15 protein-coding genes are annotated in these 17,589 nt (G+C 66.8%); 6 read left to right on the plus strand and 9 right to left on the minus strand.

Going from position 1 to position 17,589, the window contains the following annotated elements:
- The first annotated feature begins 7 nt into the window (after positions 1–7).
- Positions 8–265 carry a hypothetical protein gene (locus tag J2W68_RS15090; protein WP_310237365.1) on the plus strand — a complete coding sequence of 86 codons (258 nt, stop codon included), beginning with the start codon at positions 8–10 and terminating at the stop codon, positions 263–265.
- Between the two features lie 22 nt (positions 266–287).
- Here the strand turns inward: J2W68_RS15090 and J2W68_RS15095 are convergent, their stop codons facing one another.
- From J2W68_RS15095 to J2W68_RS15125, 7 genes are all read right to left on the minus strand, one after another.
- The gene (locus J2W68_RS15095) at positions 288–1,859 is read right to left on the minus strand and encodes an SDR family oxidoreductase (RefSeq protein WP_310237368.1); all 1,572 of its coding nucleotides are present in this window, start codon (positions 1,857–1,859) and stop codon (positions 288–290) included.
- A 536-nt stretch (positions 1,860–2,395) separates the two neighbouring features.
- Positions 2,396–3,508, minus strand: a complete 1,113-nt coding sequence (locus J2W68_RS15100; RefSeq protein WP_310237371.1) for a GDSL-type esterase/lipase family protein — start codon at positions 3,506–3,508, stop codon at positions 2,396–2,398.
- An 89-nt stretch (positions 3,509–3,597) separates the two neighbouring features.
- On the minus strand, positions 3,598–4,236 hold the full coding sequence (locus tag J2W68_RS15105) for an RpiB/LacA/LacB family sugar-phosphate isomerase (RefSeq protein ID WP_310237373.1): 639 nt from the start codon (positions 4,234–4,236) through the stop codon (positions 3,598–3,600).
- 116 nt (positions 4,237–4,352) lie between these two features.
- Complete coding sequence (gene kduD, locus J2W68_RS15110; protein ID WP_310237375.1) at positions 4,353–5,108, minus strand: 2-dehydro-3-deoxy-D-gluconate 5-dehydrogenase KduD; 756 nt, start codon at positions 5,106–5,108, stop codon at positions 4,353–4,355.
- A gap of 45 nt (positions 5,109–5,153) precedes the next feature.
- Complete coding sequence (kduI, locus tag J2W68_RS15115) at positions 5,154–6,002, minus strand: 5-dehydro-4-deoxy-D-glucuronate isomerase (protein WP_310237377.1); 849 nt, start codon at positions 6,000–6,002, stop codon at positions 5,154–5,156.
- Positions 6,003–6,388: 386 nt separating this feature from the next.
- Positions 6,389–7,441 carry a LacI family DNA-binding transcriptional regulator gene (locus tag J2W68_RS15120; protein ID WP_310237379.1) on the minus strand — a complete coding sequence of 351 codons (1,053 nt, stop codon included), beginning with the start codon at positions 7,439–7,441 and terminating at the stop codon, positions 6,389–6,391.
- A gap of 94 nt (positions 7,442–7,535) precedes the next feature.
- Positions 7,536–9,155 (minus strand): family 43 glycosylhydrolase, encoded by a 1,620-nt coding sequence (locus J2W68_RS15125; protein ID WP_310237382.1) that lies wholly within the window; start codon positions 9,153–9,155, stop codon positions 7,536–7,538.
- Between the two features lie 210 nt (positions 9,156–9,365).
- On the opposite strand from J2W68_RS15125, the gene xylB reads away from it, so the two are divergent.
- The 5 genes from xylB to J2W68_RS15150 all read left to right on the plus strand — a co-directional run bounded on the left by xylB (position 9,366) and on the right by J2W68_RS15150 (position 14,995).
- Positions 9,366–10,859, plus strand: coding sequence for a xylulokinase (gene xylB, locus J2W68_RS15130; RefSeq protein ID WP_310237386.1), 1,494 nt, complete (start codon positions 9,366–9,368; stop codon positions 10,857–10,859).
- 34 nt (positions 10,860–10,893) lie between these two features.
- Entirely contained in the window at positions 10,894–12,237 is a 1,344-nt protein-coding gene (gene xylA / locus J2W68_RS15135) for a xylose isomerase (RefSeq protein WP_310237389.1), read from the plus strand.
- 28 nt (positions 12,238–12,265) lie between these two features.
- The gene (locus tag J2W68_RS15140; protein WP_310237392.1) at positions 12,266–13,681 is read left to right on the plus strand and encodes a sugar porter family MFS transporter; all 1,416 of its coding nucleotides are present in this window, start codon (positions 12,266–12,268) and stop codon (positions 13,679–13,681) included.
- Positions 13,681–14,553, plus strand: coding sequence for a methylglyoxal synthase (locus J2W68_RS15145; RefSeq protein WP_310237395.1), 873 nt, complete (start codon positions 13,681–13,683; stop codon positions 14,551–14,553). The genes J2W68_RS15140 and J2W68_RS15145 overlap by 1 nt, the downstream gene beginning before the upstream one ends.
- Positions 14,554–14,758: 205 nt before the next feature.
- The gene (locus J2W68_RS15150; protein WP_310237402.1) at positions 14,759–14,995 is read left to right on the plus strand and encodes a hypothetical protein; all 237 of its coding nucleotides are present in this window, start codon (positions 14,759–14,761) and stop codon (positions 14,993–14,995) included.
- 774 nt (positions 14,996–15,769) lie between these two features.
- Here the strand turns inward: J2W68_RS15150 and J2W68_RS15155 are convergent.
- Both J2W68_RS15155 and J2W68_RS15160 read right to left on the minus strand, forming a co-directional pair.
- Complete coding sequence (locus tag J2W68_RS15155) at positions 15,770–17,053, minus strand: TRAP transporter large permease (RefSeq protein WP_310237405.1); 1,284 nt, start codon at positions 17,051–17,053, stop codon at positions 15,770–15,772.
- A gap of 1 nt (position 17,054) precedes the next feature.
- Entirely contained in the window at positions 17,055–17,573 is a 519-nt protein-coding gene (locus J2W68_RS15160) for a TRAP transporter small permease (protein ID WP_310237407.1), read from the minus strand.
- Positions 17,574–17,589 lie beyond the last annotated feature (16 nt).

Genomic DNA, 17,589 nt, shown 5'->3' on the forward strand with positions numbered 1-17,589 from the left:
GTGCCGCATGTCCAGTCAACGCATGGATCCGTTCGTCGCCACCGTCCATCACCGCGCCCGCGTCGGCATCGGCGCGCTGCTGTTGCTCGGTTGCGCAGCCTGTACGCCGCCGCCCGACTCGCCGACCGAGAAACCCGCAGAGCCGCAGGCCACGCAGGTGCGCGATGCAACGCCGGCACCACTCGACAACGCGCGCGCAGCACAAGCGACCGCCGACGCCGATGCGCAGCGTCAACGCCAGGCGATCGAAGACGCCGGCGGCTGAGCTGCCCCGGCGTTCCGACGACTCACCAGTCCGTCGGCTTGTAGTCCTTGAGGAACTGGCCCCAAACGTGGGTGCCGGTGTTGAGGCCGTCGATGATCGGATCGACGATGCGCGCGGCGCCGTCGACGATGTCGAGCGGCGGATGGAAGCGCTCCTCGACGATCTTGCGCTCGGCGATCTCCACCGGATCCTCGTCGGTCACCCAGCCGGTGTCGACGGCGTTCATGTGGATGCCGTCGCCGTGGTAATCCGCAGCCGAGGTGCGCGTCATCATGTTGAGCGCAGCCTTGGCCATGTTGGTGTGCGGGTGCTTGGTGGTCTTGAAGTTGCGGTAGAACTGCCCCTCGACCGCGGACACGTTGACGATGTGCTTGTCCCGTTCGGGTGTGCGCAGCATCAGTGTCTTCAGACGCGCGTTGAGGATGAAGGGCGCGACCGCGTTGACCAGCTGCGTCTCCAGCAGTTCGACCGCCGGCACTTCGTCCATCTGCAGGCGCCAGGAATTGCGCCCGCGCAAATCGACCTGCTGCAGGTCCTTGTCGACGCGGCCTTCCGGGAACAGATGCGCCTGGCCGACCAGTTCGTCGGCGAGCAGCGGCACCTGCGACAGTTCCGCGGCGCGTGCGAGACCGGCGCGGCTGGTGTCGCCGCCGACCAGCGACTGGCTGCCGCCGGGCAGCAGATCCGCCGCCCGCAGGCCTTCGTAGCCGCCGACGAGCTTGCGCACGTGTTCGGGCAGCTCGTGCAGCGCGGCGGTCTCGCCGGCCATCATGTGCGCGTAGAACGCCGGCGGACGGCGCACGGTCTGGCAGGCGTTGTTGACGATGAAGTCGAGCCGGTCGCGGGTGGCGACGAGTTCGGCGCAGAACGCTTCGACGCTCGGCGTGTGGCGCAGATCGAGGCCGAACACCTCCAGCCGGTCACCCCACTCGCCGAAGTCCGGCTCCTGCGCGTAGCGCTGCGCGGAGTCGCGCGGGAAGCGCGTGGTGACGATCAGCGAACAGCCCGCGCGCAGCAGCTTCAGGCCGGCCTGGTAGCCGATCTTGACCCGGCCGCCGGTCAGCAGCGCGACGCGGCCGGTGAGATCGGCGGTCTCGGTGCGCTTGATGAAATTCAGTTCCGCGCAGGTCGGGCACAGCTGGTCGTAGAAATGATGCACCTGCGTGTACTTCTGCTTGCAGACGTAGCAGTGCAGCAGTTCCGGCGACTCGGCGTACGGCAGCTCTTCCGGCGCGGCGTTGCGCGGATCGTGCTGCCCCGGGGGCTGCGGCGGGAAGTAGTTCGGCGTGGTGAACACCGGCTTGCGTCGCAGTGTGCGGATACCGGTCTGGTCGAGCAGCGCCTCGGTGCGCCGCACCTTCTCGCGGTTGGCTTCGCGCAGCGCTTCCTTGGCCTGCTTGCGACGCGCGCGCGGCTCGGGATGGTGCACGAGCGCGACCGCCTGCAGCAGGCGGATGCGGGCCTCGTCCGGCAGGCCGTCGAGCACGCTGCGGTCGTCGCGGATCGCCTCGAGCAGGTCGGCGGCGATGCGTGCGCGCTGCGGCAGGGAGTCGTCGGCGTCGGATGCCGGGGGCGGAGCGGAGGTCGAGTTCAAGAGCGTGTCCGTGGGGCGTGCGCGACACGCAGGACGCGGGGCGCCGGTGTCGGGTGGGAGGCGTGCGGTGCATCGGCCGATCGGCCTTCGCGGGCGTGGAGTGGTCGCGACAGCGGCGTGAGGTGCCTGGTGCGTCACCGTGTCGGGATCGGATGGGATCCACAACCGGGGCATTTTCGCCGATTAGCGGGGGCTGTGCCATTGGACGGCTGAGCGAGGCCCCTGCGACGTCAGCTAAGACTGGCTGCGATCACCGGAAGCCCGGCCTGGAGTTCATGATTGACCCGCCAAGGATCCTTTTCGCGGTTGGCTGGAAGCCTTGCTGCACGGGCTCAGAAGCGAGGGGTTTTCTCCGACACCCTCGGGCAAACGGCCGTCGTTCCCGCGCAGGCGGGAATCCAGGGACTTTCGCTTAGGAAGGCACAAACGTCCTTGGATTCCCGCCTGCGCGGGAATGACGATTTCAGCGATTCGCGAACCGCTCGAAAGCCTACCTACCCCGTCAGAACGCCTAAAGCGATTCGTTGGAAATGGCCCTAGCGCTTCACCGGCTGATACACGATGAAGATCACCAGTTCCTCGTCCCCCAGTTGCTCCAGCGCATGCCGGTCGCCGTTGCGGGTCAGGATGGCGTCGCCGGGGCCGACCTCGCGCACCGTGTCGTTCAAGGTCAGGCGGCCGCGGCCCGACAGCACATAGTAGATCTCATCTTTGTCGTTGACGTGATCGCCGATCGTCGCGCCGGGGTGGAAGGCGCGCTTGCGGAAGATCAGGTCGAAGCCGGTGGCGTCCGAGAAGAACGGGTACGCGGTCGTCGTACCGAGTCCCTCATGCGGGCCGGGCTGGGTGATCGCGATGTCGCGCTCCTGCACGACGACCGAGGGCGAGACCGGCGCCACAGGCGGTGCGGGCAACGCGTGGCAGTCGGCCGCGGTCACGGCCTTGACCGGCGCATCGGCATCGATGCCGCGCCAGCCGGCCGCGACGAGGCAGGCCACGGCATCGGCGCCGGCCTCGCTGAAATGGGTGCCGTCGGTCTTGCCCTGCGCGGGCACGTGCATGAAGTAGGGCTTGGCGCCCTCCTCGCCATGCGCGCGGATCCAGTCGCTGGACGTGGCGTTGAGGTCGATCAGCGCGACATCTTCGCGTGTCGCGAGATCCTGCATCGCCAGCGTGTAGCGGCCATGGGTGTCGACCAGCGAGCGGAAGTCGTAGAGCAGTCGGGCGACCGGGGTGATCAGGATCGGCGTGGCGCCGGCTGCGCGTGCGACTTCGACATAGCGCTGCAGCAGCTGCGGGTAGTCGGTCGCGGGGTCGGTATAGCGTGTGGCGTCCTCGCGCTTGGCATCGTTGTGGCCGAACTGGATCAGCAGGACGTCGCCCGCGCCGATCTCGCTGGCGATCGCGTCGAGCCGGCCTTCGTCGATGAAACTGCGCGTGCTGCGTCCGCCCACGGCGTGGTTGCGGACGTCCCAGCCTTCGACGGTCCAGTTCGGGAGCTTCTGCCCCCAGCCGGCCTGTGGCGCGCGCTCGGCGCCGTAGGTCGCCGCGGTGGAATCACCGGCGATGAAGATGCGATGCGGAGCAGGCGATGCGGCGAACGCGGTACCCGCGGCGCCGAACAGCAGCAGCGACAACAGACGTTTCATCGTGAGCGCGCTCCGCAGAAATCCGGGGTGAACCGCAGGCCGCCGCGCCATGGCGACGGCCTGCGCCGTGCAACGATGTCGCGCGGGGCTTACTTGCCCAGCACGCCCTTGACGTAGGCGACGATGGCGTCGTCCTGCGCGTTGTCGAAGAACGCCTTCTGGAAGCGCTCGCCGCCAACGGCCTGCTTCACCAGGTCCTGGTCGATCGCCTTCAGGCCTTCGACGAAGTCCTTGGACGCGCCCTTCTTGACGTCGGCCAGGATGCCGGCGTTGGTCATCTGCGATTCCTTGCGCTCGACCGGGTAGCCCTGGCCGCGCTCGCCGTCGAACGCCTTCTCGAAGATGTAGCGGATGTTGATTTCCGCGCCCCAGCCGTAACCCTTGGCGAACGGAATGGCCAGCGCGTTGCCGTTGTTGACCTGCGCGAACAGGAAGGCGTCGGTCGGCTCGATGCAGTAGCCGCAGTACACACCCGGCCACGCGTTGAGCGACATCAGCGCGCCCTGGCCCGTGCCGCAGCCGGCGACGACGAAATCGACCGCCTTCGAATTCAGCAGCAGGCTGCCGATGATGCCGAGGTGGATGTAGGTCAGGCGGTGGTCGTTGTCACCGTCCATGCCGACGTTGAAGACGGTGTGGCCCTTGTCGGCAGCCACAGTGTTGAGCTGTTCCAGCACGACCGGGTTCTTGGCGGCCTGGCTGAATTCCTGCATCAGTGCGATTTTCATGAATGTTCTCTTGGTCGGATTGGAAACACTGTAGGAGCGCCCTCGGGCGCGATGATGCGTTCCCGCGGACGTCGTCGCGCCCGGCGCGCGCTCCTACACGAGGTGGTGGAAGTCGATCAGCGCGCGAGCCAGCCGCCATCGACCGGAATCACCGCGCCGTTGACGTAATCGGAGGCGCGGCTGGCGAGGAATACCGCCGTGCCGCCGAGATCCGAGGGCTCGCCCCAGCGCGCGGCCGGGATGCGGTCGAGGATCGACTTGTTGCGGGCTTCGTCGGCGCGCAGCTGCGCGGTGTTGTCGGTCGCCATGTAGCCCGGCGCGATGGCGTTGATGTTGACGCCCTTGCCGGCCCATTCGTTGGCGAGCAGGCGGGTGATGCCGGCGATGCCCGACTTGCTGGCGGTGTACGAGGCCACGCGGATGCCGCCCTGGAACGACAGCATCGAGGCGATGTTGATGATCTTGCCGCTTCCCTGCGCGATGAAGTGGCGGCCGACGGCCTGCGACAGGAAGAACGCGGACTTGATGTTGACGTTCATCACGTCGTCCCAGTCCTGCTCGCTGAAATCGACCGCGTCGGCGCGGCGGATCAGACCGGCGTTGTTGACCAGGATGTCGACGCCGCCGAGGCCGTCGAGCGTTTCGCGCAGCAGACGCGCGACCGGCTCGATGCTGGTCAGATTGGCTTCGATCGCGACGAATTTCCGACCCAGCGCCTTGACCTTGGCTTCGGTTTCGGTCGGCGGGCTGATGCCGGCCGCGGCGATGTCGGCGCCGGCCTCTGCCAGCGCCACTGCGATGCCCTGTCCCAGGCCGGTATTGGCACCGGTGACCAGCGCGACCTTGCCTTCGAGACTGAACGGATTCGTCATTGCGTTGCTCCCTGTTGCGATGCGTGAGTGGCCACGTGCGGCCGGTTACTTGAGCTGGCAGATGTCCAGCACGTGCATGTCGGTGTAATCGAGGTTCTCGCCGCCCATCGCCCAGATGAAGCAGTAGTTCGACGTGCCGGCGCCCATGTGGATCGACCACGGCGGCGAGACGACGGCCTCGTTGTTCTGCATGACGATGTGGCGCTGCGCGTCGGGTTCGCCCATGAAGTGGTAGACGCGATCGGCGTCGCCGAGATCGAAGTAGAAATAGACTTCGCTGCGACGGTCGTGCAGATGCGGCGGCATCGTGTTCCAGACGCTGCCCGGCTTGAGGATCGTCAGGCCCAGCAGCAGCTGCGAGGACTGGCAGGTCGCCGGCACGATGTACTGGTAGATGGTGCGTTCGTTGCTGGTTTCAAGCGACCCGCGTTCGAGCGGCACCGCATCGGAAATCGAGATTTTCTTCGTCTCGAAGCGCGCATGCGCGGGGGTCGAGGCGAGATAGAACTTCGCGGGCGCGGATGCATCGTCGGACGCGAACACGACCTCGGCGCTGCCCATCGGCACGTACAGACCGTCCTTCGGCGCGAGCGCGTATGCGGTGCCGTCGACGGTCACCGTGCCGGCGCCTGCACCGACGTTGACGATGCCCAGTTCGCGACGCTCCAGGAACGGACGGCCCGCCGCGGACGCAGGTTCGGTCTGCGTGGGCAGCGACAGCGGACCGGCGACCGGCGACGCGCCGCCGATGACGAAGCGCTCGTAGTGCGTGTAGCTCAGGCGGATCGCGTCGTCGGCGAACAGACCGTCGAGCAGGTACAGGTCACGCAGTGTGTCGTTGTCGATGCCCTGCATCACACCGGGATGGGTCGCGTGATAGGTCTTCTGGTACATGACGGGCTCCAGACGGGACAGGGCACGGTGACCACGGCACGGCGCCGGGTTCTTGCGCGGAGGGCCATTCTATGATGTCCGGTAACCGGTGTCATTCCGCGGCGCGGCATGGGTGAATGACTTCGGTAGATGACTGCGCGGCCAAGCCCCAGGCCCACCGGTTTCCGCGCAATCGCGTTGCTTGGCGCGCGCCATTTCTCGCCCGTCATTCCGGATGGCCTTTAGCCCTGCACGCACGGCCTCAGCTCAAATACCTTGCACAAAGTTGTGGGGTGAAAACGCAGTACGAGCTGCCCTCACCCCACCACCTGCTTCGCAGGCGGTCCTCCCCTCTCCCGGAGGGAGAGGGGCATCGGTATCTGCCGCCTTCTGCGGCAGATGACGTCTTATCGGGGTGGCTGGCAGGAATCGCGCAGGATCAGATGCGGGCGCACGCTGGCGAGTGGCCTCGGGCCGTCTTCGGGCTGGATCAGCATCGCCGCGGCGATGCGGCCGGTGTCGCGGGTGTCGCGGCGGACCGAGGTCAGCGGCGGCCACAGGCGCGTGGCCAGGGGGCTGTCGTCGTAGCCGACCACCGACAGGTCGCGTGGCACGTTGATACCGTCACGCATCGCCACGCGATAGACGCCCGCCGCCATTTCGTCGTTGCCGCAGAAGATCGCAGTCGGGCGCTTCTTGCCCGACAGCAGTTTCTCCGCTGCGGCGACGCCGGATTCGAAGGTGTAGCCCGCTTCGACAACGCGCGACTTCGGCAGTTCGATGCCGCGCTTCTGCAGCGCCGACAGGAACCCGCCGGTGCGTTCGATCGACGAGCGGTAATCGCGCGGACCGGTGATCAGGGCGATATCGCGATGACCCAGCGACTGCAGGTAATCGGCCACTTCCGCCGCGCCGTCGTGGTCGTGCGTCACCACCATGCGCTCGGGCTTGTCCATCGAGACCGCCGCGATACGCACATAGCGCACGCCGATCGAATCGAGCATCGCCGCCAGCGCCGGATCTTCCGACACGCGCGGCACCAGCATTACGCCATGCAGTTTCTGCTGCTGTACGAAGCGGCGCACGCCGTCGACATAATCGGGGCTGCGGCTGTCGCAGGGATGCACCACCAGCTCGAAGCCCGAGCCGCGCAGCGAATCCAATGCGCCGTACTGCATGTTGACGATGAACTGCGCGGTTGGATTGTCGTAGACCATGCCGATCAGGAACGAGCGGCGGAACGCGAGTCCGCGCGCCAGCGGGTCGGGCGAATAGCCGACTTCGCGCATCAGCGTCTCGACCTTCTCGCGTGTGTCCTGCCGCACCAGTGGCGAGTGGTTGATGATCCGCGACACGGTCTTCTTCGACACGCCGGCGAGCCGGGCAATGTCGTTGATCGTCGCGGGACGCGACGGGTCCCGCACGGCCGGCGCCTTGGGTGTCTTCTTTGCTGCAGGCATCGGCCGTTCCGTCCGTCGGGTTGTCGCGCGGTTTCCATTCTAGCGGCAGTTCCCGCGCCGCCGTGCGGCGGCGCCGGTCACCTGGGCGGACCTGTCAGTCCAGCGCGCGGTACCGGAAGTCGCGGAAGTGCACCTTGCCTTCGCCGGCTGCGTAGATCGCCGGCTTCACCGCGAGGAAACGGCCGGCCACGTTGTGGTGGTAGCCCGAGATTTCCATCTGCACCGGATATTTGGTCCAGGTCTCGCCGTCGGTGCTCGTGTGGATGGTGACGATGTGCTGATCGTTGCGCACCCGCATCCACAGCTTGCCGCCCGCGGCGGGCGCGATCTGGTTGGGACGTTCCTCGCCATAGCGATGCATGATGAAACGCTCGCCGTTGCTGCCCACACCCACATACAGTTTGTCGCTGTAGAACAGCAGCGCCCCGCCCTGCGCGCCCGGCTCGATCTCCATTTCCACCTGGAATTCGTAGGACTTGTCGCCGGCGATCACGGTCAGCGGCGAACTGTCGCGCGGCTGCGTGCCCTTGCCCTGCAGCGTCAGCGTGCCGTCGCCGAACGACAGCCGCTCGTATTCGGTCTGCGTCGGATCGTAGAACGACCATTGCGCGCCGAGGGTGTCGCCGCTGAAATCGTCCGAGAGCGCCATGCCGTGCTGGCCGACCGACTCGCCGGCGGGCTTGGCCAGCGGCTGGCCGAGATCGCCGCCCTTGGCGACGAACCAGCCGTCGTCGGTCCATTCGATCGGCTCGAGCAGCGCTTGGCGGCCGAGCGTCCAGTACCCGTTCTCGTAACCGTGATAGATCATCCACCAGCGGTCATCGGTGCCTTCGACGATGGTCGCGTGCCCGCGTGACCACCACGGCTCACTGCGATCGACGGTGCGCACGATCGGGTTGTGCGGCGAGTTCTCCCACGGGCCGTGGATCGAACGCGAGCGCGCGGTGATCACCATGTGCCCGGTCGGCGGACCGGCCGTGCCACCGACGGCGGTGGTCATGTAGTACCAGCCGTCACGGAAATTGATCTTCGGGCCTTCCTGCGCGTAGGCCTCAACGTCCCATTCTTCCGGATACTGCCAGCCGTCATAGACGTGCTTCGGCACGCCGACCACGCTGAGGCCATCGTCGGAGAGCTGTACGTAGGCGCCGCCACTGAGAAACAGATAACGCTTGCCGTCTTCGCCGACCGCGTGGCCGGGATCGATGTAGCGGCCGAGGCCGATGTTGACCGGCTCGCTCCACGGCCCCTTGATGTCGTCGGCCCAGACCACGTAATTGCTGCGCTCGCTGCCTTCGGTGCCGCCGGTGCGCGCGGGGAAATAGATGTAGTAGCGCTCGCCGTGCTTGATGATGTCCGGCGCCCAGATCGAGCCGACGTTCTTCGTGATCGCATGGCCCAGCGGCTGCCAGTTCACCAGATCGCGCGAGTGCCACAGCGGCAGGCCCGGATAGGCATCGAACGAGGATGACGTGAGGTAGTAGTCGTCTCCATCCTTGAGCACCGACGGATCCGGGCGATCGCCCGCGAACACCGGGTTGAGGAAGGTACCGTCGCCCAGATCGGCCTTGCGCTGGTTCTCGATACCGCGCGCCCAGGGCGATGCGTCTGAAGTGGCGCTGGCAGCCGGTGGCGCGGCGAACGCGCCGGCAGCGAGCGACAGGCCTGCGAGACAGGCAACGAGAACGGGGGCACGCAACATCGATCGCGACATCAGCAACTCCAGGTAGAAACGGCCGGCGCATGCGAGTGATGACACCGATAGTCAACGGACCCTAGCAGACCGGCCCGGATCCATCATTTTGCGTCGCAGCAAGGCTTTTCCCGGGTGCGCCGCTACAGTCGTGACGACCCAAGCCGCTGCAGTCCGCCCCAGAATGACACCGATAGCCAGCTGTTACAGCGTGTTTCCGCGGGTCATGTCGTGACGCTTGTCGCCGGCATCGACGCAGGCACGCAGAGCGTCAAACTCCTGATCTACGACACCGACCGCCGCGACGTGATCGCAGCCGCCAGCGTTGGATTGACGTTGATCGAACGCGACGATGGCACCCGCGAACAGCAGGCCGACTGGTGGACGACGGCGATCGCCGACTGCTTCGCGCAGATCCCCGCGGACATCCGCCAGCGCATCCGCGCACTCGGCGTGTCCGGCCAGCAGCACGGCTTCGTGCCGGTCGATGCGGCGGGCGCGGTCGTCGCGCCGGTCAAGCTGTGGTGCGATACGAGCACGCAGGCCGAATGCGACGCGATCATGATCGCGGTTGGCGGCGAGGCCGCCTGCATCGCCGCGGCCGGCAATCCGATCCTCGCCGGCTACACCGCGTCGAAACTCGCATGGACGCGCACCCATCGGCCCGACGCCTGGCGCGCGATGCGCACCGTGCTGCTGCCGCACGACTACCTCAATTTCTGGCTGACCGGCGAGCGCTTCATGGAAGCCGGCGATGCTTCGGGCACCGGCTGGCTGGATGTCCGCACGCGGCGCTGGTCGCCGGAACTGCTGGCGGCGATCGATCCCGATCGCGATCTCACCCTGTGCCTGCCCCCTCTGCTCGACGCGGACGCCAGCGTCCCGATCCGCGCGACCACCGCCGAATCGCTGGGCCTGTCGCCCGACGTGCGCGTGTCGGTCGGTGGCGGCGACAACATGATGGCGGCCATCGGCACCGGCAACGTCGTGCCCGGCCGACTGACGATGAGTCTCGGCACCTCGGGCACGCTGTTCGCGCATGCCGCGCAGCCGGTTGTCGACGACGAGGCGCGCTGGGCTGCGTTTTGCGCGTCGGCCGATGGCTGGCTGCCGCTGATCTGCACGATGAACTGCACCGTGGCCACCGAGACCATCGGCCGGCTGCTGGGCCTGGGCACGGCCGCGCGCGAAGCGCTGCTGGCCGAGACCGCACCCGGCGCCGACGGCCTGTTGCTGCTGCCGTTCTTCAACGGCGAACGCACGCCGAACCTGCCGGCCGGGCGTGGCTGCCTGCATGGCATGACGCCGTCGAACACCACCCCCGCGCATCTGGTGCGCGCGGCGATGGAAGGCGCCACCTGCAGCCTGCGCAGTGGCTTTGATGCCTTCATCGATGCAGGCCTGCACTTCGACACCCTGCTGCTCACCGGCGGCGGCAGCCGCAGCGCGGCGTGGCGGCAGATGGCCGCTGACATGCTCGATCTGCCGGTCTCGGTGCCGACGCAGCCGGAAGGCGCAGCCTTCGGCGCGGCTCTGCAGGCGCTGTGGGCGTTGCGGCGCCATGTAGGCGGCCGGGCCGCGCTGGTCGATGTCGTCGATGCCCATGTGCAACTCGACGCGTCCGCCGCCGCGCAGCCACACGCCGCCAGCGTCGACGCCTACCGCATGCAGTACCGCGCCTTCGAGCGCCATCTCGATGCGATCGCACCGCTCTACCGCGCCTGATCGCCCTCCCCCACGACCGACCACGGAACCCGACATGTCCCCCCAGGTTTTCACCGGCGACACCACGTACTTTCCCGGCATCGACCGCATCGCGTTCGAAGGCCCGGACTCCGACAATCCACTGGCATTCAAGGTCTACGACGCCAACAAGACGATCGGCGACCGCACGATGGCCGAGCACCTCCGCTTCGCCGCGTGCTACTGGCACAGCTTCTGCGGCAATGGCGCCGATCCGTTCGGCCCCGGCTCGCGCGCGTATCCATGGGATGCCGGCACCGGCACCGCGCTGCACAAGGCCGAAGCGCGCTTGGACGCCGCGTTCGAATTCTTCACCAAGCTCGGCGTGCCGTACTGGTGTTTCCACGACATCGACCTGTCGCCGGATGCCGACGACATCGGCGAATACGAACAGAACCTCCGACACATGGTCACGCTGGCCAAGCAGCGCCAGCAGGCCACCGGCATGCAACTGCTGTGGGGCACGGCGAACCTGTTCTCGCACCCGCGTTACATGAACGGTGCGTCGACCAATCCGGACTTCGCCGTCGTCGCGCGCGCGGCCGTGCAGGTCAAGGCGGCGCTGGACGCGACGGTCGAACTGGGCGGCGCGAACTACGTGTTCTGGGGTGGCCGCGAGGGCTACGCCAGCCTGCACAACACCCAGATGAAGCGCGAACAGGACCACATGGCGCGCTTCCTCACCGCGGCCCGCGACTACGGCCGCAGCATCGGCTTCACCGGCAACTTCCTCATCGAGCCCAAGCCGATGGAGCCGATGAAGCACCAGTACGATTTCGACAGCGCGACCTGCGTCGGCTTCCTGCGCGCGCATGGGCTCGACCAGGATTTCAAGCTCAACATCGAAGCCAACCACGCCACGCTGTCGGGCCACAGTTTCGAACACGACCTGCAGGTCGCCAGCGACGCCGGCATGCTCGGCAGCATCGACGCCAACCGTGGCAATCCGCAGAACGGCTGGGACACCGACCAGTTCCCGAGCGATCTCTACGACACCGTCGGCGCGATGCTGGTCGTGCTGCGCCAGGGCGGCCTTGCCCCGGGCGGACTGAACTTCGACGCCAAGGTGCGCCGCGAATCCACCGATGCCGAAGATCTGTTCGCCGCGCACATCGGTGGCATGGACGCATTCGCACGCGGTCTCGAGGTCGCGCATGCGCTGCTGGAAGCCTCGCCGCTGGAAACCTGGCGCCGGGAACGCTACGCCAGTTTCGACGCCGGCGACGGCCTGGCCTTCGCCAACGGCGAACGCGGGCTGCAGGACCTGCATGCGATTGCGCTACGCTCCGGCGAGCCGCGCCAGCGCAGTGGGCGCCAGGAACTCTACGAGAACCTGGTCAACCAGTACCTGCGTCGCTGAGCGCATCACGACACGCCCTCGGGAGGGGATGCACATGACGGCAACACAGAGCGGTGAGAACACACGGCTGATCATCCTGATCAGCTGTGTCGCCACGATCGGCGGATTCCTGTTCGGCTTCGACAGCGGCGTCATCAACGGCACGGTCGACGGCCTGCAGCGGGCGTTCAATTCCGACTCGGTGGGCACCGGCTTCAATGTCGCGTCCATGCTGCTGGGCTGCGCGGTCGGCGCGTTCTTCGCCGGCCGGCTGGCAGACGTGTTCGGCCGCCGCACGCTGCTGATCGTGGCCGCCGTGCTGTTCCTGGTCTCGGCCTGGGGCTCGGGTATCGCGACCGGTTCGCTGGAATTCGTGCTCTACCGCATCATCGGCGGCCTCGCCGTCGGCGCGGCGAGCGTGATGTCGCCCGCCTACATCGCCGAAGTGTCGTCGGCGCGCTACCGCGGCCGGCTGGCCACGGTGCAGCAGATCGCGATCATCGGTGGCCTGTTCGCGGCGTTCCTCAGCAATTACCTGCTGGCACGGTTTGCCGGCGGCTCGACCGTGGAATTCTGGGCCGGCTTCGAGGCCTGGCGCTGGATGTTCTGGATTGAAATGGCGCCGGCCACCCTGTTCCTGCTGGCGCTGTTCGCGATTCCGGAAAGTCCGCGCTTCCTCGTCGCCCGCGGCCGGCTGGCACAGGCCGAAGCCGTGCTGGTACGCCTGTACGGCGACATCGACGGCCGCCGCAAGCTCGGCGAGATCCGCGATTCACTGGCCTCCGATCTGCATCGCCCGAAGTTCTCCGATCTCATGTCCAAGGTCACGGGGCGCGTGCGCCCGATCGTCTGGGTCGGCATTGGTCTGGCGGTGTTCCAGCAACTGGTCGGCATCAACGTCGTGTTCTATTACGGCGCCGTGCTGTGGCAGGCGGTCGGCTTCTCGGAGAACGATGCGCTGCTGATCAATGTGCTCTCCGGCGCGCTGAGCATCGGCGCCTGCGTCGTGTCGCTGCTGCTGGTCGACCGCATCGGTCGCAAGCCGCTGCTGTGGATCGGCTCGGCCGGCATGGCGGTCACGCTGGCGGCGGTGACCGCCGCGTTCTGGACCGGCACGCTCGGTGACGACGGCCGGCTGGTGCTGTCCGACTCGATGGGGCTGCTGGCACTGGTTGCCGCGAACCTCTACGTGATCTTCTTCAACGCCTCGTGGGGCCCGGTGATGTGGGTGATGCTCGGCGAGATGTTCCCCAACCAGATCCGCGGCTCGGGCCTCGCGGTTGCAGGCCTGTTCCAGTGGGGCGCGAACTTCCTGATCACCTGGACCTTCCCGATGCTGCTGGCCGGGATCGGCCTGGCGGGTGCCTACGGCCTGTATGCAATCGCCGCGGCGTTGTCGGTGGTATTCGTGTTGCGCTACGTCAACGAGACACGCGGCCGCGAACTCGAGCAGATGGAAGGCTGATGCGGTTGGGACTGGCGGCAAACCGGCTGCACCACGCGCGCCCGGACGCCGCCCTGTTCCGCTGGCTACGCGCCAGCGGCGCAGGCATCCGGGCACTGGACATCGGACTGCATGCCGTAGGTCGCACCTTCGATGCGATCGTCGAACGCGACGCGCTCGCCGGACACACGGGGCTGCAGCGGTATCCCTACGGGCGCGAAGGCGGCCTGATGACGCTGGTCGCCGAAATCGTCGGCCTCGGCCCGGCACGCACGCTCGACGGTGTGGTCTATCTGATCGATCCGGTGGATCCGTCATCGATCTTTCCCGAAGCGGTGGCGTTGAAACGCCAGTGCGTGATCCAGGGCAAACCATTCCTGTCGACCGTCGCCTCGGCGCGCGACTTCATCGAAAGCGAGCGCCTGCACGCCGGCCTGCCCGCTGATCCGGGCGCCGACGATCTGCACGCGTTCGAACAGCAGACACTCGCGCTGATCGCCCACGATGCGATGAAGCCGAAAATGCTGGAGTTCGTTGAACGTCATTTCGATCTGCTGTCGCGCTTCCACGCTCGCGTCGCCACCGGCACCACCGGCCAGCTTCTCAATGATCTGGCCTGGCAGCGCGGCTGGCCCCTCGACCAGTCCTGGACGCAGCGCTTCAAGAGCGGGCCGCTCGGCGGCGACGCGCAGATCGCCGACCTCGTGCTGTCCGGCCGCTGTCAGCGCGCAGTGTTCTTCGAGGACCCGCATGTCGCACGTCAGCACGAGGCGGATATCCAGTTGCTGGAGCGCGCGGTCACCACCGTGACCGATACGGTCGCTTGCCTGACCTCGCCGGCAGTTGCCGACCGATGGGCGCAGGCGGCAGCGCGCCGCGCGGCGATGCCCTGAACCTGCAGGTGCGCTGAGACCTCCGGTCACTGGCGCTGCGTCCGGCCACCCGCATTCGATCACCCGATGCTTCCTGTAGGAGCGCGCTCGCGCGCGAAGGATGTCCGGCAAGATCACTCTGTGTGCGCGCGCGCACGTGGAAAGGCCCTCGCGCGCAAGCGCGCTCCTACAAAGTCACGAGGCGGCCCGATGTGTAGGAGCGCGCTTGCGCGCGAACAGCTTTGGCCAGAGGCACGCTTCGCGCGCGCGCAGACTGCCGGTGCCGCAGCGCCCGAGCCCGTCCCATGAAGCCGGACTCGAACACGCTCCAGTGTTCTATCCCAGCGGAACGTTGGCTGTGCCCTGCCCCGCGTTCGGCCTTGGCTTTGGCCTTGGCCTTGGGTTTGGCTTTGGCTTTGGCTTTGGCTTTGGCTTTGGCTTTGGCTTACAGCTTTTGATTTGAAATCGAGCCGTAAAGCGAGCCGAGCACTGGAGCCTGGCGGGGCCGAAGAGCAGCCCATGTCTGAGCGCAGCGAGTTTGGGCTGCGTGCCGCGTCAGGCGAGGAGCACAGGGGACCGATGCGGCTTCATCGCATCGGCTCGCGTCCGGCGAAGGGACCTTTTGGTTCCTTTTGGGTCCATCCAAAAGGGACTCGCACGCGCAGCGGGCGAAAGCCCTGCACTTGCTTGAGCTTTTCGGCCTTGCTCTTTGCTTTCGCATTGGCGCTACGCGCTCTGAAGCGAAACGCTCGCTTCGCGAAGATCAAGTACAGGGCTTCCGCGCTGTCGCGCGGCTACTTTTGTCTTGGCAAAAGTAAGCAAAACCGTCTTCGCCGGACGCGATCCGACACGGCTATGCCGTGCCGGTTCCCTGCGCTTCTCGGTCGCCGGGGCACGCAGCCCAAACTCGCTACGCTCAGACATGGGCTGCTCTTCGACCCCGCCCCCCTGCGATGCTCGGCTCGCTTTACGGCTCGATTGAAGTCAAAAGCTGAAAGCCAAGCCAAGCCAAGGCAAGGGACGAAACGATAGCCAAAGCACAATCAACATGGATGACCAGCGCTAAGCGCTGTTGAAAAGCGCCTCCCGCGATCGCGGGAATGACGGCGGTGGAGCGAAGGCGAACAGCAGCGAAAGGCGAAGGCACAAACGAACACACAATCAACGCAAGGCTGGTTCAACAAAAAGAAACGGCCCCGCAAGCGGGGCCGTCTCGTGGTCAATAACTACTCACCGATCAGGCGCGCAATACCCCCGGCAACCACAACGACATTTCCGGGAACAGCGCCACGATCAACAACACCACGAAGCCCGCAATCCAGAACGGCCAGATCGTGCGCATGCTCTCCACGACCGTGATCTTGCCGATCGCGGTGCCGATGAACAGCACCGAGCCCACCGGCGGCGTCACCAGACCCAGACCGCCGGCCAGCACCAGCACCAGGCCGAAGTGGATCGGATCGATGCCGTAGGCGCGTGCGACGGGGAGGAAGATCGGCGTGCAGATCAGGATCAATGGCGCCAGATCCATGAACGTGCCCAGCAGCAACAGGACCAGGATGATCATCAGCAACACGGCCAGCTTGCTGTGCGCGAAGGACTGCAGGAAGTCGACCGCCGCCGCCGGTACCTGCAGATAGGCCAGCAGCCAGCCGAACACCGAGGCGGTCGCGATCACGAACAGGATCACGCCAGTGCTGCGCGCCGCATGCACGATCGTTTCCATGAACTCGCGCAGCCGCAGCTGGCGGTACAGCACGGTCGTCACCAGCAACGCATAGACCACCGCCACCGCCGCGCTCTCGACCGCGGTGAAGATGCCCATGCGGATGCCGACGAAGATCAGCGCGACCAGGCCCAGGCCCGGCAGCGCCGAGACCAGCCGCAGCAGCACAGCACGCCAGCCCGGGAAGATCTCCACGCCGTAACCACGCTGCCGCGCGACCAGATAGCCTGTCAGCATCAGCGCCGCGGTCATCAGCAGCGCCGGCATGATGCCGGCCGCGAACAGGTCGGCGATCGACAGGCCGCCACCGGCCGCTGCGGTGTAGAGGATCAGGTTGTGCGAGGGCGGCACCAGCAGTGCGACCAGCGCCGCGGTGATGCTGACGTTGACCGCGAAGTCGCGGTCGTAACCGCGCTTGACCATCTGCGGGATCATCGTGCCGCCGACGGCCGACACGTCGGCAATCGCCGAGCCCGACACGCCGCCGAAGAACAGCGACGACAGCACCGACACCTGGCCCAAGCCGCCGCGCATCCGGCCGACCAGCGACGACGCAAGCGCGATCAGGCGTTCGGAGATGCCGCCGCGCATCATGATCTCGCCGGCGAAGATGAAGAGCGGAATCGCTATCAGCGAGGCGGTGCCGGTGCCTGCCGAGATCTGCTGCACGAGCACGATCGTCGGCAGATCGAGATAGAGAAGTGTCGCCAGCGCAGCCGCGGCCAGCGCGAACGCCACCGGCACGCCGAGCATCAGCAGCACTGCGAAGATGATGAACAGAAGCGCGATCGCCATGTCAGTGGCCCTCCCCGGCCGGCGCAGGGCGCAGGACGCGCACGAAATGGTTGAGTGCGAACAGCACCATCAGCGCGCCGCCGATCGCCAGCGGCAGATAGTTGATGCTCTGCGGCAGATTCGCGCCGGCCGCCTTGATGCCCAGGCCATCGAACAGCAGGATCGTGGCCCACCAGGCGATGACCGCGCCGATCGCCACGATCACAAGCGGCACCAGCAATTCGACCACGCGCCGGATCGCCGGGCGCATGTGCTCCTGCAACAGGAAGAAGCCGAAATGGCGGTTGGTATGCACGCCCACAGCCGCACCCAGGCTCATCGCCGTGCTCAGAAGCAGCAGCGTCACCGGCTCGGTCCAGCTGGGCGAATCGTTGATCACATAGCGGGCGAACACCTGCCAGCCCTGCACGATCACCAGCCCGAACAGGGCGGTGGCGGCAACGGCGATGACGGCATCGGCCACGCGATCGAGCGCGCTCTTGTGAGCGACTTCGGGCGCGAGGGTCGTGTCTTCGGACATCGTGGATTCCCGTGTC

Origin of the sequence: Luteimonas terrae, assembly GCF_031457535.1 — a bacterium.
In the GTDB taxonomy this organism is placed as follows: domain Bacteria; phylum Pseudomonadota; class Gammaproteobacteria; order Xanthomonadales; family Xanthomonadaceae; genus Luteimonas; species Luteimonas terrae_A.

Excerpts from the sequence above, each read along its gene's own strand:
- J2W68_RS15090 (WP_310237365.1), top strand. The coding sequence starts at position 8 with ATGTCCAGTCAACGCATGGATCCGTTCGTCGCCACCGTCCATCACCGC.
- J2W68_RS15100 (WP_310237371.1), bottom strand. The coding sequence starts at position 3,508 with ATGAAACGTCTGTTGTCGCTGCTGCTGTTCGGCGCCGCGGGTACCGCG.
- J2W68_RS15105 (WP_310237373.1), bottom strand. The coding sequence starts at position 4,236 with ATGAAAATCGCACTGATGCAGGAATTCAGCCAGGCCGCCAAGAACCCG.
- kduD (WP_310237375.1), bottom strand. The coding sequence starts at position 5,108 with ATGACGAATCCGTTCAGTCTCGAAGGCAAGGTCGCGCTGGTCACCGGT.
- kduI (WP_310237377.1), bottom strand. The coding sequence starts at position 6,002 with ATGTACCAGAAGACCTATCACGCGACCCATCCCGGTGTGATGCAGGGC.
- J2W68_RS15120 (WP_310237379.1), bottom strand. The coding sequence starts at position 7,441 with ATGCCTGCAGCAAAGAAGACACCCAAGGCGCCGGCCGTGCGGGACCCG.
- J2W68_RS15125 (WP_310237382.1), bottom strand. The coding sequence starts at position 9,155 with ATGTCGCGATCGATGTTGCGTGCCCCCGTTCTCGTTGCCTGTCTCGCA.
- xylA (WP_310237389.1), top strand. The coding sequence starts at position 10,894 with ATGTCCCCCCAGGTTTTCACCGGCGACACCACGTACTTTCCCGGCATC.
- J2W68_RS15140 (WP_310237392.1), top strand. The coding sequence starts at position 12,266 with ATGCACATGACGGCAACACAGAGCGGTGAGAACACACGGCTGATCATC.
- J2W68_RS15145 (WP_310237395.1), top strand. The coding sequence starts at position 13,681 with ATGCGGTTGGGACTGGCGGCAAACCGGCTGCACCACGCGCGCCCGGAC.
- J2W68_RS15155 (WP_310237405.1), bottom strand. The coding sequence starts at position 17,053 with ATGGCGATCGCGCTTCTGTTCATCATCTTCGCAGTGCTGCTGATGCTC.
- J2W68_RS15160 (WP_310237407.1), bottom strand. The coding sequence starts at position 17,573 with ATGTCCGAAGACACGACCCTCGCGCCCGAAGTCGCTCACAAGAGCGCG.